This window comes from Martelella lutilitoris (assembly GCF_016598595.1).
Taxonomy (GTDB): Bacteria; Pseudomonadota; Alphaproteobacteria; order Rhizobiales; family Rhizobiaceae; genus Martelella; species Martelella lutilitoris_A.
In genome coordinates this window covers 53219-69949 of sequence record NZ_CP066788.1, presented here as the reverse complement: position 1 = coordinate 69949, position 16731 = coordinate 53219, and the positions used below count along the sequence as shown (strand labels likewise).

17 protein-coding genes and 1 tRNA gene are annotated in these 16731 nt (G+C 63.6%); 9 read left to right on the top strand and 9 right to left on the bottom strand.

Going from position 1 to position 16731, the window contains the following annotated elements; genetic code table 11:
• Nucleotides 1–112: 112 nt before the first annotated feature.
• A tRNA-Ile gene (locus JET14_RS21900) sits at nucleotides 113–188 on the bottom strand.
• A gap of 477 nt (nucleotides 189–665) precedes the next feature.
• Here JET14_RS21900 and JET14_RS21895 point away from each other — a divergent pair.
• Nucleotides 666–1394 (top strand): SIMPL domain-containing protein, encoded by a 729-nt coding sequence (locus JET14_RS21895; RefSeq protein WP_200338443.1) that lies wholly within the window; start codon nucleotides 666–668, stop codon nucleotides 1392–1394.
• Nucleotides 1395–1627: 233 nt separating this feature from the next.
• On the opposite strand, the gene JET14_RS21890 is transcribed toward JET14_RS21895, so the two are convergent.
• From JET14_RS21890 to JET14_RS21865, 6 genes are all read right to left on the bottom strand, one after another.
• On the bottom strand, nucleotides 1628–2653 hold the full coding sequence (locus JET14_RS21890; RefSeq protein WP_200338441.1) for a LacI family DNA-binding transcriptional regulator: 1026 nt from the start codon (nucleotides 2651–2653) through the stop codon (nucleotides 1628–1630).
• A gap of 21 nt (nucleotides 2654–2674) precedes the next feature.
• Nucleotides 2675–3973 carry a sulfatase-like hydrolase/transferase gene (locus tag JET14_RS21885; protein ID WP_200338439.1) on the bottom strand — a complete coding sequence of 433 codons (1299 nt, stop codon included), beginning with the start codon at nucleotides 3971–3973 and terminating at the stop codon, nucleotides 2675–2677.
• 10 nt (nucleotides 3974–3983) lie between these two features.
• Nucleotides 3984–4817 carry a carbohydrate ABC transporter permease gene (locus JET14_RS21880; protein ID WP_200338437.1) on the bottom strand — a complete coding sequence of 278 codons (834 nt, stop codon included), beginning with the start codon at nucleotides 4815–4817 and terminating at the stop codon, nucleotides 3984–3986.
• Nucleotides 4818–4824: 7 nt separating this feature from the next.
• A complete protein-coding gene (locus JET14_RS21875; protein WP_200338435.1) occupies nucleotides 4825–5703 on the bottom strand; it encodes a carbohydrate ABC transporter permease in 879 nt (292 codons plus the stop codon).
• Between the two features lie 64 nt (nucleotides 5704–5767).
• On the bottom strand, nucleotides 5768–7012 hold the full coding sequence (locus JET14_RS21870; protein WP_200338433.1) for an ABC transporter substrate-binding protein: 1245 nt from the start codon (nucleotides 7010–7012) through the stop codon (nucleotides 5768–5770).
• 21 nt (nucleotides 7013–7033) lie between these two features.
• Nucleotides 7034–8092 (bottom strand): ABC transporter ATP-binding protein, encoded by a 1059-nt coding sequence (locus JET14_RS21865; RefSeq protein WP_200338430.1) that lies wholly within the window; start codon nucleotides 8090–8092, stop codon nucleotides 7034–7036.
• Nucleotides 8093–8185: 93 nt separating this feature from the next.
• Here JET14_RS21865 and JET14_RS21860 point away from each other — a divergent pair, with 93 nt between their 5' ends.
• The 8 genes from JET14_RS21860 to JET14_RS21825 all read left to right on the top strand — a co-directional run bounded on the left by JET14_RS21860 (nucleotide 8186) and on the right by JET14_RS21825 (nucleotide 15722).
• On the top strand, nucleotides 8186–8380 hold the full coding sequence (locus tag JET14_RS21860) for a hypothetical protein (RefSeq protein ID WP_200338428.1): 195 nt from the start codon (nucleotides 8186–8188) through the stop codon (nucleotides 8378–8380).
• 118 nt (nucleotides 8381–8498) lie between these two features.
• A complete protein-coding gene (locus JET14_RS21855) occupies nucleotides 8499–8984 on the top strand; it encodes a TRAP transporter small permease (protein WP_200338426.1) in 486 nt (161 codons plus the stop codon).
• A complete protein-coding gene (locus JET14_RS21850; protein ID WP_200338424.1) occupies nucleotides 8981–10282 on the top strand; it encodes a TRAP transporter large permease in 1302 nt (433 codons plus the stop codon). The genes JET14_RS21855 and JET14_RS21850 overlap by 4 nt, the downstream gene beginning before the upstream one ends.
• 32 nt (nucleotides 10283–10314) lie before the next feature.
• Nucleotides 10315–11316 (top strand): TRAP transporter substrate-binding protein, encoded by a 1002-nt coding sequence (locus JET14_RS21845; protein WP_200338517.1) that lies wholly within the window; start codon nucleotides 10315–10317, stop codon nucleotides 11314–11316.
• A 110-nt stretch (nucleotides 11317–11426) separates the two neighbouring features.
• Nucleotides 11427–12407: a VOC family protein gene (locus JET14_RS21840; protein ID WP_200338422.1), complete on the top strand. Its 981-nt coding sequence runs from the start codon at nucleotides 11427–11429 to the stop codon at nucleotides 12405–12407.
• A gap of 2 nt (nucleotides 12408–12409) precedes the next feature.
• On the top strand, nucleotides 12410–13906 hold the full coding sequence (locus tag JET14_RS21835; protein WP_200338419.1) for a bifunctional 3-(3-hydroxy-phenyl)propionate/3-hydroxycinnamic acid hydroxylase: 1497 nt from the start codon (nucleotides 12410–12412) through the stop codon (nucleotides 13904–13906).
• A 3-nt stretch (nucleotides 13907–13909) separates the two neighbouring features.
• Nucleotides 13910–14752 carry a fumarylacetoacetate hydrolase family protein gene (locus tag JET14_RS21830; protein WP_200338417.1) on the top strand — a complete coding sequence of 281 codons (843 nt, stop codon included), beginning with the start codon at nucleotides 13910–13912 and terminating at the stop codon, nucleotides 14750–14752.
• 181 nt (nucleotides 14753–14933) lie between these two features.
• Entirely contained in the window at nucleotides 14934–15722 is a 789-nt protein-coding gene (locus JET14_RS21825; RefSeq protein ID WP_246750682.1) for a DNA-binding transcriptional regulator, read from the top strand.
• 4 nt (nucleotides 15723–15726) lie between these two features.
• Here JET14_RS21825 and JET14_RS21820 read toward each other — a convergent pair whose 3' ends face one another.
• Nucleotides 15727–16266, bottom strand: coding sequence for a carboxymuconolactone decarboxylase family protein (locus JET14_RS21820; protein ID WP_200338413.1), 540 nt, complete (start codon nucleotides 16264–16266; stop codon nucleotides 15727–15729).
• A 188-nt stretch (nucleotides 16267–16454) separates the two neighbouring features.
• Nucleotides 16455–16712 carry a helix-turn-helix domain-containing protein gene (locus tag JET14_RS21815; protein WP_246750681.1) on the bottom strand — a complete coding sequence of 86 codons (258 nt, stop codon included), beginning with the start codon at nucleotides 16710–16712 and terminating at the stop codon, nucleotides 16455–16457.
• Nucleotides 16713–16731: the final 19 nt, after the last annotated feature.

Here is a 16731-nt window from a genome sequence, read left to right as displayed (position 1 = left end):
GAAGGCGAAGAGGTCTCCAAGGCATCGCCGCAAGCGGCGAATCGAAAAACCGTCTTTTGTCGCAAAGTCGGCGTTTCCGTGTCGGACGACAATCAAAGTCAAAATTCAAGGGTGGTGGGCCTGGAGGGACTCGAACCCCCAACCAAGCGGTTATGAGCCGCCGGCTCTAACCATTGAGCTACAGGCCCGCCCGGACGTCAGACGGTTTGTCCGGCGCCGCGCCGGCAATGGCTCCCGGCGCGGTTCTTCCGACTACCCCAAATTCGAAACCACGGCAAGCCTCGCCGCGGTCGTGCCTGCGATCCCGCCGAGGCATGCCGACGGGGCGCTCCGCCAACAGGAAGGCCGCGCGTTTCCGCGCCGGGGAGAAGGCTTCGGCGCGCGCGTCGCCCGCTTGTCGTCGCCAGTCGTCAAGGCCACGTGCCGGCGTCAAGCTCAAGCCTCTGAAAAAGGGCATCTCTACCCACCCAAGACGCTGCGGCGCGATGCGGTGGCCATCGACCGCCTTCGAAACAGGTTGTCCGTTGCCGCAGGCAATCCTTGCTGCTACGCAAGGCGGACCGAGGCAGTCTGCTATCCGGCGCGTTGGCGCCCGTTTTGCCGCATTGGCTTCACAATTGCCGGACAAGACTGCGCTCACGGCTTTTTTCAAGGAGGGATTTCCCATGGCCAATCTTCCGGTTCGCATCGCAGCCGCCGGGCTTGTTCTCGCGCTTCCGTTCGCAGGCGGCGCTGCGCTTGCCCAATCCCCGGAAAGTCCGGCGACGATCTCGATCTCGGCCGAGGGCGACGCGACGCTGGTGCCGGACATGGCGACTGTCTCGCTTTCCGTCATCAGCCAGGCGGACGACACGTCAACCGCCATGGCCGACAATGCGAGCGCCATGCAGAAGGTAATCGCAGCCCTGAAGGAGGACGGTATCGCGGAAAGGGATATCCAGACCGCAAACTTCTCCGTCAGCCCGCGCTACGAGCAGGTCAAGGCCTCCGACGGCTCGACGCAGAGCGAGATCGTCGGCTACGAGGTGCGCAACGGACTGAACGTGAAGGTGCGCGACCTTGCAAAACTCGGGGCGGTGCTCGACCGGGCGGTCGCTCTCGGCGTCAATTCGGGCGGCGGCATCGCCCTTACCAACAGCGATCCGTCCGCGGCCGAGGACGAGGCGCGGCGCGAGGCCGTCGCGAAGGCCCTTGCCAAGGCTGAGACGCTTGCCGAGGCCGCCGGCGTCTCGCTCGGCAATGTGCTGTCGATTTCGGAGCAGAGTTCCATGCCGCAGCCGATGATGTTCGCCCGGTCCGATATGATGATGGCGAAGGCCGAAGGCGCGCCGCCGATCGCCGCTGGCGAGAACACCTACACGATCACCGTCAACATGACGCTGGCGATCGAGTAGGCTTTTGGGCGTTTCCAGGAAAAGCGGAAGCGCTCTGCGCGTGCGCTCGGTCTCTCGGGCGTCGCGCGTCTCGACGCCGGCCAGAACTGATCGCCTTCTCGCTCGGGAAGGCGGATGAGCCGTTTGCATCGCCGCCTTTCCAACCGGCCGCCGGGCGTGGATCCGACGGATGGACAGGATCTTCGGCAAAGGCTTCAGCGGAACCTCAGCTTCAGGCCGGCCGGACCGAAAAATCATGGTTTGCGCGTGCTGCCGCGCTCGATGATGGTGGGCAGAATCTGCACATGTTTCACGGCCTTGCGGCCGCCGTGCCTTTCCATCAGCAGGTCGACCGCGGTTTCTCCGATCACGCCGGCTTCCAGCCGCAGGGTGGATAGCTTGGGCGCGAGCATGTGGGCAATCGAACTGTCGTTGAATGCGACGACCTGGACATCCCGCGGGATCGAAAGTTTCGCCTTTTCAAGTCCGCGATAGACCTCGACCGCCGTGCGGTCCGCATAGATCACCACGGCGTCGGGCAGCGGCTTGCCGGTATCCGCAAGCCGAGAAAACAAGGTGCGTATCTGGTCTTGCCCGTCGTCGGAAGAGTCTCTTGCATAGGTCACATAATCCGGGTCGAACAGACCGGCCTCCGACATCACCGAACGGAACGCCGCCAGCCGCCGCGACTGCGGGCCCTGGACGCCCACAAGGGCCGGTTGCCTGACGCCGCGCGTCAAAAGCCATTCGCAAAGCCGGGTGGATGCGCTCCAAAGGTCGACATAGGCGACGTCGACATCGACGGGCCTTTCCTGCGGATGGGCAAGCACGGTCGCAACGCCGAGCGCGCGGATCGCCTCCAGGTGCCCGTCGGGAAGATCGCCGACGGAGATGATGCCGACATTGCGCCCACGGGTAAGCATCGCCGGATCGAATTCGCCGGCAAAGAGCCTTGTCGTCGCCATGCCATAGGCTTCCGCGCGCGCTTCGATGCCCTGGCGCAGGCCGACATAGAAGGGCTGGGAGAGTTCGGAAGCACTGGAAAGAAAGTGCACGATCATCACCGATCGGAGGTCGCCGGGCCGGCGCAGCGCGACTGAGGCGTCTTCCTTGCGGCTGTTGCGCGACCGTCGCATCACATATTGCAGCGCTTCGGCCGTCTCGACCACGCGGCGACGCTTCTCATCGGAGATCGAAAGGGTCGGATCGCGGTTGAGAATGCGCGAGATGGTTGATTCCGCGACCCCGGTCCGCTTGGCGATCTCCTTCAGCGTTACCATGCACCCGTCCCTTTCTGCCCGTTAGTTCCCCGGGACGATCTCCGCGGGCGCTTCGCCGGCCGCGATGATACGCGCGGCAAGCCGTTTTGCCAGTTCGTCCCGAACTCCAGCGTAGTCGGGCGCGGCGACCAGATTGTCAAGTTCGGCCGGGTCGCGCTCCAGATCGTAGAGGTGCGTTTCCACATAGCGCCGGCTGGCGCTGTCGCTCCAGCCGTCGGCGTCTGGATCGGCGACACAGTATTTCCATCGTCCAGCCCTGAGCGCGCGACCGACCTGGCTTTCGCTGATCTGGATGAATACCTCGTCCTCAGGCCGGTCGGTCGGCCTCAGGAGCGACCGCCCCTCCATCGCGGCCGGTATCTCAATGCCGGCGGCGTCGAGCAAGGTCGGCGGCAGGTCGATCAGCGAGGCGGCACGGGTGATATCCCCCTTGCCGTCGAGCCCGGGTCCCGCAAGCAGTGTTGGCACCCTGATCGAGGCTTCGTGACAGGAGCGCTTGTATTCCGCGTTGCGGGTCTTGAAATGGCAGCCATGATCGGAGGTGAACAGGATGATGGTATTGTCGAGTTCCCCGCGCGAGATCAGCGCATCGATGATCCGGCCGAAGGCCTCGTCGAGCCGCGCGACCATGCCCATATAGCCGTGATAGTGCTCCTTCGTCGTGCCGCCCAGCGTGTCGAGGTCGGAAGGGTAGGATGTGATCCGCCGCGCGATCCGCTCCGCGTAGCCAACCGGCGCCGGGTAATTGTCGTGCTGGTTCTGATGGTGCGGCTCCAGGAAGGAGAGGAACAGGAAGAAGGGTTTGTCGCGCGCCCGGTCGATATGGCGGATTGCCGCATCGGCCAGCGCATCGACCCGGTAGCCCGGCAGACGATGGCGCTCGCCTTTGCGATCGAAGAGATCGGTTTGATACGGCCAGGAGGTGAACTCCAGGATATTGGCTGCAAGCCATTCGTCATAGCCGCCCTGCTGACTCTGGGGCACGGGGTCGGTCTCCGCCAGATGCCATTTGCCGATATAGCCGGTTTCGTAGCCGGCCTCGCCGAAATAGTGCGCAAGCGTCTTTTCGCCGGGGGGCAGCGGTATGTCATTGCGGTAGCAACCGGTCGTGGTCGGGTATTTGCCCGTCTGGAAGGCGGAGCGGGCGGGGCCGCAGACCGGCTGGCAGGTAAAGGAGTTGCGGATGAAGCGTCCCTTTTCGGCCATCATGTCGAAATTGGGGGTGAGATCCAGAGGGTTGCCATGGGCGCCAACCGTGTCCCAGCGCTGCTGGTCGGTGAAGAAGATCAGCACATTCGGGCATTTCGTCTTTTTCGTCATGGCCTCTTCCTCACTTCATGCCGGAGAGCATGACACTCTGCACGAAATAGCGTTGCATGATGACGAAGAGCAGGAAGCAGGGCAGGAACAGAAGCATGCCGCCCACGGCTGTGAGATTCCATTGGGTAAAGAATTCCTGGTTGAAAAGGGTAAGCCCGGTGGTGATCGGACGCATGCTCTCGGAAGAGACAGCCACCAGCGGCCAGATGAACTCGTTGAACTGGAAGACGAAGGTCAGAAGCGCCAGCGTCGCGATCGCGGGTTTGAGCTGCGGCAGGATGATATCGATGAAGATCCTGAATTCGCTCGCCCCGTCGAGCCGGGCGGCTGCCACCAGATCATCCGGGATCGGCATGATGAACTGGCGCATCAGGAAAATGCCGAAAGCGCTCATGGCAAAGGGCAGGATCAGGCCCGGATAGGTGTTGAGGAGGCCCATTTCGGCCGTCATCACGTAAAGCGGGATGAGCCGGATGAAGAACGGGATCATCAGCGTGGCCAGCAGCGAAACGAACATCAACCGCTTTCCCGGAAACTCCATCTTGGCAAAGACATAGCCGATCAGCGGATCGAACAGGACATGGAGCAGCGTGATCGTTCCCGCCACGATCAGGGAATTGAGCATGAAACGCGCAAACGGCGCCTTCTCCCAGATCGTCACATAGTTCGAGAATTGCAGGCTTTCGGGAATGACGACCACCTGACCGGAAAACATCTCCGCATCGCTCTGCAGCGAAAGCGACACCATGTAGAGGAAGGGCAGCACCGCCATCAGGACGAAGAAGGCCAGAAGCGGATAGATCAGCAGTTTTGATGCTGTTGTATGATTGTCCTTGCGGGCCATGTCGTCCTCATACGTGCCTGATGTCGCGGTGAAGCAGTTTGAACTGGGCCCATGTGATCAACAGGATCAGCATGAACATGGCGAAGGAGAGAGCGGAGGCATAACCGATGTTGAGCCCCTGGAAGGCGGTCTCGTAGACATGCAGCGAATAGAGCCGCGTGGCATTTGCCGGACCGCCCTGGGTCATCAGGTAAGGCAGCGCCATTTCCTGGAGCGAGGTGATCATGATGACCACGGCGAGAAACAGCGTGGTCGGCATCAACAGCGGCAGGGTGATGTCGCGGAACAGATGGTGGCGCCTGGCGCCGTCCATGCGCGCGGCCTCGTAAAGATGGGCGGGAATGCCCTGGATCGCGGCGATGTAGATCAGCACCGCATAGCCGAGATCCTTCCAGACGGAGACGGCGATCAGCGTCCAGATCGCGGTATCGGGATCGACCAGCCAGAATTGCTGCGGAAGCCCGACTTTGGCAAGCGCGGCATTGAGAAGGCCGGTATAGGGATCGAGGATCGCCCGCCACATCAGCGCCGAGATCACGAAGGAGATGATGTAGGGGAAGAACAGGATTGCCCTTATGCCGTTGCGCGCCCTGACCGGGCCGACCAGAAGCGCCGAGAGCCCGAGCGCCAGAACCAGCGTGAAGACCACGCTGCCGATGGCGTAGATCAGCGTCGCCTTGATCGCCTTGATCGCCAGCCTGTCGTTCAGGATATGGGCATAGTTCTTCAGCCCGACGAAGGCGGAGTCGCCGATCAGCGGCTGTCCGCTTCTGAAGCTCGCCCAGAACTCGATGGCGATCGGCCAGAAGAAGTAGATCAGGAAATAGACGATGGCCGGCGACAGAAAGGCATAAGCTGTCAATGTCCGCCTGGTTTTGTAGGTCATCCCGTCATTCCCCGCTGGAAAGCGGCATGCCCCGGCGCAACCGGCGACCGGGGCATGCTCCCGTTCATTCGTTGGCAAGAATCGCGTTGGCTTCATCCTCGGCCGCGGCAAGCACCTCGGCCGCCGGTTCATTGGCGAACAGAACCTCGTCAATGGCGCCGTTGAGCACCTCATCGATGGCGGGATTGTATTTGCCGGCCTGGCGCAGCTCGAGCGTCACGTCGCGCGAATAGGGAAGGCAGGCGCCGAACTGGCCGAGAATCGGATCGGCCTGCACTTCAGGGTCGTTCAGCCAGGACTTGCGCGGCATGGTCATCGAATATTGCAGCGAGGTGGCGACCTCGACATCGACGGCCGTGAGGCGCTTGATCAGGTCCCAGGCCTGTTCGGGATACTGCGCATCCTTGGGGATCATCAGGCTGACGCCGCCCTGGATCGTCGCCTGCTCGACTTCCTTCAGCGAAGGCGCAACCGCCCAGTTGAGGTCGGGATTGCCGGTGCGAATGGGGTTGATGTCCCAGGGGCCGGTGATGATCATTGCCGCGCGACCGGCGGTGAAGAGCCGCTGCGGGCCCTCGTAATCGGCGCCGGTGACCGGAACCGGGGCCGAGCGGTCCTCATGGATCAGATCCGACAGAAACTGCACGCCCTCGGCTGCGGCCTCGCTTCCGAAGGCGATCTTGCCGGTCTCGGGATCATAATACCGGCCGCCGTTCTGCATCACCCAGGGCATGGAATAGGCCCAGACCGCATTGGGCGCGAAGCCGAAGACGCCGTTCCTGGTGGTCGCCTTCGCGATCTCCCGGAATTCCGCCCAGTTCGTCGGCGGATTGTCGTAGCCCGCCTCCTTGAGCATGTCGACATTGTAGAGCAGGGTCGCGCAGGTCAGGTGGATCTGGACGCCGTAAAGCGAGCCGTCGACCGTGTTCTTTTCGACGGAAGCATCCTGCCAGTCGCCGGGATAATCGAATTCCGCCCGATCGCGCGCTGCAAGATCGTCGAGGTTGTAGAGCAGGCCCTGCTGGGCGAATTCCGGCACCCAGGCGCCGGGTTCTGCAACGAGGTCGGGTGGATTGCCGGCGGCGAAATCGGCCACCAGCTTGGTGCGCAGGTCCGGCCACTGGTAGCGCTCGAAGGCGACGGTCCAGCCGGGATTGTCGGCCTCGAACTCCTCGAAGACTTCAAGATAGGTGTCATAGCCGTGGCCGGCATTGAAATAGATGCGGATTTCCTCGGCGCTTGCCGCGCCAGCCATGATGCCGGACGCAATCAATGTCGCGGCGCTGCCCTTGAGTATCGATTTCAGCATTTTGTCCTCCCGTGCTGAAAGTTAGCGGAGCCTTCTCTCCGTTTTCTGATCAAAGAAGAATGCCCGCTCCGTGGGGATGGCGAGCGCGACGCTGTCTCCGGCCGCCGTCGTCCTGTGGCCCTGAAGATCGACGCAGAACTCGGTTCCGTCCGCAAGCGTCGCATAGCCGTAGGTGACGCCGCCCAGATGTTCGACAGCCCGCAGACGGACCTCCGTTCCGCCGGCGCCGAGCCGAAGGTGTTCGGGCCTGATGCCGAGTGGGCCGCGCCACGCGGCCGGGACGAAATCCGGTCGGGGCAAGGGTGGGCAATCAATCCCGGTCAGGCGGATGCCGTCGGCTTCAGCCTCTGCCTTCAGAAGGTTCATTGACGGGGATCCGATGAAGCGCGCGACAAACAGGTTTTCGGGGTTGTCATAAAGGTCGAGCGGCGAGCCGACCTGCTCGATCCGCCCGGAGCGCAGCACCACGATACGGTCGGCAAGCGTCATCGCCTCGACCTGGTCGTGGGTGACATAGACCATGGTGACCCCGAGCGTACGATGAAGATCGGCAAGCTCGAGGCGCATGCGCGTGCGCAGTTCCGCATCGAGATTGGAAAGCGGCTCGTCGAAGAGAAACACCTTCGGGTCGCGCACGATCGCCCGCCCGATTGCGACGCGCTGCCGCTGGCCGCCGGAAAGTTCGGATGGCTTGCGCTCCAGCAGATCCTCAAGACCGAGGGTGCGGGCGGCGCGCTCGACCGTTGCCTTGATCTCTTCCTTCGGCTTTTTCGCGATCTTGAGCGCATAGCCCATGTTCTGGCGCACGGTCATGTGCGGGTAGAGCGCATAGTTCTGGAAGACCATCGCCGCGCCGCGCTCTCCCGGGTGACGTTGGCTGACCTCTTCGCCGCCGATCAGGATCTCGCCTGCGCTCGCATCCTCAAGGCCCGCGATTGTTCTGAGCAATGTGGATTTGCCGCAACCGGATGGTCCGACGAATATGCAGAATTCGCCGTCCTCGATCGTCAGGTCGATGGCGGGAATGGCCTCGAAAGCCCCGTAGGATTTGCGTAATCGGCGGAGTTCGATCCCGGCCATTCTGTCTCCTCCCTCGCCGCCGGCGGTCCCTCCACGAACTGTCCGACGTGCGTTAGTAAGCTTTAGTAAAGTTTTACATGACGAAAGTCAAGCATGCTTCTATCCCGTGCGCGCTCGCGAATGATTGTGCCGGACATGGAAGAAACGACGCCCGCGCCGATCAAGATCCTGCCGGTCGCACGGCGGAAGACGTTGGGTGGTCGTGGCGCATTGATCTGGCTCAAGCAATGCGTCCGCCTGGCGGACAGTTTGATGCTGCGCCTCCCTTTTTCGGGTTCTTGCTTCTAGAAGCTGAAACGGAGGAAGCAGTGCATCGACCGGGAGGAAGTATGCAGCATAATGAACACGAAGCGCGCACTGTCATGCGGGGCCGGCATTGGCCCTGTTCCGGCGGAAGGCAGATCTGATGGCCGAAAGACGCAAGACAATCTTGTCGACGGTTCTTCTGGCCGTTGCGGCCGGGTGTTTTCTCGTCGGCGCAGGCGTCACGGTCACCGATGTCGCCATGCGCGCGCTCTTCGGACGCAACGTTCCGGCGGCGATCGAGCTCACTTCCTATTCGATCGGGCTGGGCGCGCTGTTGTCGATCCCGGTCTGCTACGCCACGCGCACCCATGTCTCGGCAAAGCTGATGTCGGAACTGATGCCCAGTCGCCTGTCGCGGCCGCTCGGCCTTCTCGGCGCGGCAGCCTCGGCGGTCTTCGCCGCGCTGCTGCTTTGGATCGTTGCCGCCAATGCGCTTTCCAAGCTCGGGTCGCCGGAAACGACGCCCGATCTGCGACTGCCGATGCCGCTGCTTCTGGGCATCGTCACCGCCGCGCTGGCGGCGGCCGCGGTAGCGGCTCTGGTCGGACTCTGGCTTGAGTTCAAAGGCGGGGGGACAGGCGAATGAGCGGGCTTTTCCTCGGCGGCGCCGGCTTTGCCGCTGCCATCCTGATGATCTTTCTCGAAATCCCGGTCGCTGTGGCGCTCGGCCTCGTCGGCATCACCGGCACGGCGCTGATCATCGGCGTTCCCGGCATGGTCGCCATGGGGGCGACGACGGTCTGGGACAGCGTCACCAACTACACGCTTACCATGCTGCCGCTGTTCGTGCTGATGGGCAACCTTGCCGCCCGCAGCGGGCTGTCTTCAAGCCTCTACCGCTCGATGGCCGTTCTGATCGGCCACCGGCGCGGCGGGCTTGCGCTCGCCACCATCGGCGCATCCGCGGGCTTCGGCATGATTTCGGGCTCCTCGCTCGCCACCACCGCCACCATGGGCCGCATCGCCCTGCCGGAAATGCGCGCGGCCGGCTACACGCCCTCGCTTTCGGCCGGATCGGTCGCCGCCGGCGGCACGCTCGGCATTCTCATTCCGCCATCCACCGTGCTGGTCATCTATGCCTTCATCGCCGAACAGTCGATCCGCTCGCTGCTGCTCGCGACCGCCGGACCGATCGTTCTCGCCGTCCTGCTTTACTGCCTGGCGATCTGGCTGCCGATCGCCTTCGGCTGGTCGAAAGCGCCGAAGCGCGACAAGGCCGGCACGGCCGAACGTCTGGCGGCGATCCGCGAACTCGTTCCGCCGACGGCAATCTTCGGCCTGATCATGGGCGGGCTTTATACGGGCATCTTCACCGCCAATGAGACGGCCGCCGTCGGCGCGGCGGTGGTGCTCGCCTACGGGCTCCTCTCCCGGCGGTTGACGGCGTCCGGCTTCTTCGCCGCCGCCACCGATACCGCGCTCACCTGCGGTGCGCTCTATCTGGTGCTGATCGCCGCTAACCTGTTCAATTTCTTTCTGGCCCTTTCCGGTCTGCCCTTCTCGCTCACCGGCCTTTTCTCCGGCATCACCGGCGAGCCGATCCTGGTAATCCTGCTGATGCTGGCGATCTATCTGGTGCTCGGCACGCTGATGGACAGCCTCGCCATGCTGCTTCTGACCGTGCCGCTGTTCGTGCCGATCGCGAGCAGCGCCGGCATCGATCTCGTCTGGTTCGGCATTTTCGCGGTCATGGTCGTCGAAATGGGGCTGATCACGCCGCCGGTCGGCATGAATCTTTTCGTCCTGAAAACCACCAATCGCGAGATTTCGATGGTGGAACTCTGGCGCGGAGTAACCCCCTTCGTCCTGGCCGATCTCGTCCGCGTGTCGGTGATCATCGCGATCCCGGCCATCGTCACCTGGCTTCCGAGCCACGCATTCTAGTTTCGCGAACTGTCATCAAGGGAGGAAGAATGATGTTCAGACTTTTGTTAAAGGCCGCCGCCCTGGCGCTGGTTCTCGGGGCGCCGCTTGCGGCCCAGGCCCGGGAAATGCGGGTCTCCTCGCACGAGCCGCCGCAGGGCTTTTATTCCGCGCAGATCCTGCAGCCCTGGATCGATGCGGTCAATGCGAAGCTCTCGGAGGGAAATGCCTTCAAGCTCTATCCGGGCGCCATTCTCGGCGCGCCGCCGGCCCAGGCCGAACTGGTGAAGGCCGGCGTCGCCGACGTCGCGCTGGTGGTGCCGACCTATACGCCGGGCCTGTTTCCGATGTCGGGCGTGGTCGAAGTGCCCGGCCTTGCCCGAAGCTCCGAGCAGGGCACGCACATTCTGAGCGCACTCTGGGACAAGGGAGCTCTGGAAAAGGAATATGCCGACTACAAGGTCATCGCGCTCTTCACCACGCCCGGCTACCGCCTGTTCATGGCCGGCAAGGGCGTGACGACGCCGGACCAGATGGCGGGACTGAAGCTGCGCACGCCCTCGCAGTTCGGCTCGACGCTCTACGAGATGCTCGGGGCCTCGGGCGTCTCCATCCCAGCGCCGCAGGTCTATGAGAATCTCGAGCGCGGCGTGGTCTCCGGCGCCGCCTGGGTGATGGATGCCTACAAGACCTTCCGCCTCGACGAGGTGGCGCCATCGATCACGACGCTGAAATTCACCGCCCAGCCGATGGCGATCCTGATGAACAAAAGGACCTATGAGGCCCTGCCCGAGGCCGACCGCGCCGCGATCGACGCGATGTCGGGAACGAGCGAAGCGGCAAAGATCGCAGCCACCGTTGATGCCGCCGACGCCGCGATCGAGGCCGACTATCGCGCCGCCGGCAAGGTCGATTTCGTCGTGCTGAGCGATGCCGACACGGCTCTCTGGAACGATGCGCTTTCGGGGGCCGCCGACAAATGGGTCAGCGAGCAGAGCGACGCGGAAACGGCCAGTGCCGTGCTCGAAGACGCCCGCAAGGCCTCGGCCGAATAGCCTTCGACGATCCGCGTCCGCCCAGCGGACGGGCGCGGATTGGTTCTCAGAGCAACCGGTTTCACCGGTTATGCTCGGGCCTCAACACACTTTTCTGTGGGAGAATGACCATGGCAATCAATGCACTGGGCTATCTCGGCGTGCGCTCCGACCGGCTCGACGACTGGTCCGATTTCGCCGGAAGGCTGCTCGGCATGCAGAAGATCGATCGCGGCGGCAAGGCGATGGCCTTCCGCATGGATGACCGGGTGCAGCGCCTCCTCGTTTCCGACGAGCCTGGCGAAACGCTCGCCTTCCTCGGCTTTGAAGTCGAAGACCGCGACGATCTCGAAGCTTATGCGGCGAGGCTCGACAGGGCCGGCGTGAAGGTGACGCGGGGGTCTCGCGAACTCGCCGACCGCCGCTTCGTCGGCGATCTCATCCACTTTGCCGATCCTGGCGGCAATCGCGTCGAACTGTTTCACGCGCCGATGATCGCGAGCGACCCCTTCGTGCCCGGCCGGCCGATCGACGGCTTCATGACCGGGCCGCTCGGCATGGGCCATGCGGTGCTGCATGTGACCGACATCGCGGTGATGATGCCGTTTTACCGCGACCTTCTCGATTTCCATGTGTCCGATTACGGGCTCGAACCCTATGGCCTCTATTTCTTCCATCTGAACCAGCGCCACCACTCCTTCGCCATGGTGGGCTCCGGAAAGCTCGGCTTCCATCATTTTATGGTTGAGTTCCAGAACCTCGACGATGTCGGTCAGGGTTACGACCTTGCCGGGCTCGAGGAAGGGCGGCTTGCCTATACGCTCGGCCGCCACACCAATGACTACATGACCTCCTTCTACGCCAACTCGCCGTCGGGCTTTTTCGTCGAGAACGGCTGGGGCGGGCGGCTGATCGATCCGAACACCTGGGAGCCGCACGAGACCCATGACGGGCCGAGCTACTGGGGCCATGAACGACTTTACCTGACCGAAGAGGGCGGCCGCAAACGGCTGCGCGACATGCGCCTCGACGCGGCTGCCAGGGGGCGGCGCGCGCCGCCGGTGGCCGATTGCCCCTGGCTTTTCGGTGAACTTGCCAAACGAAAGGGCTGAACATGGATCATTTTGACGTTGCTATTGTCGGCTATGGACCGGCGGGCGCGACGCTCGCCCATCTTCTCGGCCAGTGCGGGCTGAAGGTCCTGGTGCTGGAGCGCGAGACGGCGGCCTATCACCTGCCGCGCGCGGTGCATTTCGACGCCGAGGTGATGCGCGTCTTCCAGTGGATCGGCATCGCCGAGGCGATCGAGCCGCTGACGGCAATGCATCCCGGCATGCGCTTTGTCGATGGCAACGGCAAACTGCTGCTCGACTGGCCGCGCCCGCAAGGCACCGGACCGCAGGGCTGGCGGGCGAATTACCGCTTTCATCAGCCGGACCTCGAAAAGCTGTTGCGTGACGGCCTTTCCGCATATCAGAACGTGACCGTGCTCACCCGCGCCGATGTCTTTTACATCGAAGATCGCGGCGGCCATGTCGAAATGAGGTACGAGGACATGAGCCGCGGCAAGGTGGAGCACGTGACGGCCGGTTATGTCGTCGGCTGCGATGGCGCCCGCTCGATCGTGCGCCGTTATATCGAGACCGGCATGGAGGATTACGGCTTTCACGAGCGCTGGCTGGTGGTCGACGTGATCCTCAACCAAGACAAGCCCGAACTCGGCGATCATTCGATCCAGTATTGCGTGCCCGAGCGCCCGGCGACCTATGTGCGCGGGCCCGGCCTCAGGCGGCGCTGGGAGCTGACGGTGCTCGACGACGAGGACAGCGTCGCCATCACCCGGCCGGACAAGGTCTGGGAGATCCTGGCGCCCTGGCTGCGGCCGGAGGAGGCGGAACTCGAGCGCGCCGCCGTCTATGTCTTTCATTCCCTTGTGGCCGAGGACTGGCGCAAGGGCCGGCTTTTTCTCGCCGGCGATGCCTGCCACCAGACGCCGCCCTTCATGGGCCAGGGCATGTGCGCGGGAACCCGCGACGTCGCCAATCTCTACTGGAAACTGGCGCTGGTCTGCCAGGGCAAGGTTCAAGGCGCCGCAGCCGAACGGCTGCTCGACAGCTATGAGAGCGAGCGCAAGCCGAATGCCCGCGAATATATCAAGACCGCGGTGCGTCTCGGCGGGTTGATCAATACCTGCGGCACGAAAGAGGCGCTGGAGGCCGCCCTTCCCGCTGCCGATGGTTCGGCGCGGATGGAGAGCATCGCCCCGCCGCTCGGCCCCGGCCTTGGGCGCGGCGAGAAGGCCGGCCGCCTCTTCGGCCAGCCGCGTCTCAATGACGGACGGCTGATGGATGAGGCGATGCGCCATCGCTTCGTCGTCGTCGCGGAGGCCGACCTTGTCGAAGGGCTCGCCCTTCCCGAAAGCGTCTGTCTCGTCACCACGAAAACATCGCCGGATGCGGGCGAACACCTCACCCGCCTCGGCGCCCGCGCTGCCGTCATCCGCCCCGATCGCCACACGCTCGGCGCGGCCGACAGCCGGGCCGAACTTGAAGCGCTATTGGCGCTCGTCCTCCCCAACCCCTCTGAAACGCCTCACCCGGAAATGGTCTGATACATGAAACTCTGCTCTTATCTAATCAACGGAAACGCAAGCTACGGTCTCGTCACCGACAAGGGGATCGTCGATCTTGCCCCGCGTCTGCCGGAAAAGACGCTGCGCGCCTTCCTCGCGGCGGGCGATCTCACCCGCGCCGAGGCTTTTCTCGGCGAGCCGGCCGATTTCGCCTTCGACGCGGTCGCGCATCTGCCGGTCATTCCCGATCCCGACAAGATCATCTGCGTCGGCCTCAATTATCATGCCCATGTCGAGGAAACCGGACGGCAGGAAACCGTCAATCCCGTGCTTTTCGCCCGCTATGCCGGCAGCCAGATCGGCCATGGCCAGCCGCTGATCCGCCCGAAGGAGAGCATCGAGTTCGACTATGAGGGCGAACTCGCGGTGATCATCGGAAAGGAGGGACGCCGAATCCCGGAGGCCGAAGCGCTGTCCCATGTCGCCGGCTATGCCTGCTACAATGACGGTTCGGTGCGCGACTGGCAGAAGCACACGCACCAGTTCATGCCCGGCAAGACCTTCGCCGGAACAGGCGGCTTCGGCCCCTTCATGGTAACGGCGGACGAAATTCCGGACCCGACGAAACTCCACCTCCAGACCCGGCTCAACGGCCAGGTCGTTCAGGACACAGACGTTTCGCTGCTGATTACGTCGATCCCGAAGCTGATCGCCTATTGCTCGACCATCCTGCCGCTCCTGCCCGGCGACGTCATCGTCTCCGGCACTCCGGGCGGGGTCGGCGCGCGGCGTACGCCGCCGCTCTTCATGCGCGACGGCGATGTCTGCGAAGTCGAGATTTCCGGCATCGGCACGCTCGCCAATCCGGTTCGCGACGAAGTCTGAGGCGCTGCGGCGGTCGGTTGAAGGGGCAAGGCGGCTGATCGGCACCTAACGATCTCCCCCCAAGGGGGAGATTGAAGGCGGCTGGCTCCGCGATGCAAATCGTCTTCCGAACGAAGTGGCAGGGCAGAATCCGCTTCAACACCCATTGCCCGCATGCCATATCTTCACAATGGATGACCCGATGCCGAAACGGCCGCGCAGGAATGAAGGTGTCCGCGCACTGACGCGCGGTCTGGCGATCCTGCGCTTTATCAATGCCAGGGGTGCCGCGCGGGTGGGCGAGATCGCCCGCGCGCTCGACATTCCGCGTCCGACAGTCTACCGCCTGCTCGAAACGCTGGAGGAGTCGGGCTATGTGGCGCTGTCGCCGAGTTCGAGCCTCGTCAGGGTCACGCGGCTTGCCGCGAGCCTTGGCGATGGCTATGCCGCGACCTCGGAGCTCTGCCAGGTCTCCGGCCCGATCTTCGCCGAATACGCCGCGCGGCTTGTCTGGCCGCTCGATCTCTCGGTTCATGACCATTTTTCCATGGTGATCCAGGAAACGACGCATAACCGCTCGCCGCTTTCCATCGACCGCGCCATGACCGGCTATCGCATGCCGATGCTGCGGACCTCCGCCGGCCGCGCCTACCTCGCCTTCTGCCCGGAAGGGGAACGCCGGCATATTCTCGAACATCTGAGCCGTCTCGGCGATCCGGCGGACCAGCCTTTTCTCGCGCCGGTGTTTCTCGATCGCATGCTGGCGGAAACGCGGGCGCGCGGCATCGCCATCCGCGACGGCGGCGAGTTCCGGCCGCAAACCGCTTCGCTCGCCGTGCCCATCCTGACTGCCGAAGGCATTACTGGCTGCGTTTCGATGATCTGGATCCGTTCGGCGATGACGACGGAAAAGGCCCTTGAAACAGGCGCCGCGCCGCTTGCCGAAATCGCGGCGCGGATCGCCGCTGCCCTCAATGGCGCACCGGACTGACCGTTTATTCGTCCGGCCCGGCAAACACATCGGCGATGCCGGAGTCGAGCGGGGTGGCATAGGTCATCACGATATAGCCGAGCACGGAGTAAAAGCCGACCGTTGCCATCAGGTCAAACACGGCGGGCCGCCCGAACGCTTCGGCAAGCGCTGTCTCGATCGCGGGCGAAAGCCGATGCGTGTCAATCAGCATATCGACGGCGCGGGCGAGCAGCCCGTCCTCGCCTTCCGGCACGGCGCGAAGGGCCGCGATGCGTTGTGCTGAAAAGCCGAGCTTTGTTGCCCGATCAACATGGTGGTTCCACTCATAGGCTGCGCCGAGGCGGAAGGCGACGCGGAGGATCACCAACTCGGAGCGTTCCGGTCCGAGCGCGCTTTCCTGCACCACATGTCGGCGAAGCGGCGCCCAGGCGCTGAGCAGGTCCGGATGATGCGCCATGGTGCGATAGACGTTCAGCGTGCCGGCGAAACCATCCTTCATGTCGGCGATCTCCGCCGGCCAGTCGCGGTCCTCAAGCGGCGGCAGGGTCGTTTTCTCGGTCATGGCGAACGGCTCCGTTTGATGGCGCTGAGGCTGGGACGCGACAACAATCGCCCTTTGCGCGCGGGAAGGACAGGTGCAAATGCGCTCTGTCCGTTCGGCGGACATGTTGTCCGGGCCTTGCCGCCATCCGTTTTCCGTGATCAGCCGTCCTACCGGCAGATGTTCATAGAAAATGATGTCATCGCCGGTTACCGAAAGTCGGCAGGAAGCCGAGTTCCGTTTCTTCCCCCCGGCCGAGAGCGGTCCTTCAGGTCGCCCAGTTCAAGGCCGACCGCGCGGGCGACGATCAGCGCCTTTTCGAGCTGGCAGTTCGGCTTGCCGGCCTCCAGTTCCACGATGAACCGCTCGCCAGTGCCGGCGCGACGCGCAAGCTCGGTTTGCGTCCAGCCGCATGCTTTCCGTCTAGCCCTGACGAGCGTGCAGAAATCCCGTGCCGACCTGATCATGTCATCTCCCGCTGCAGTT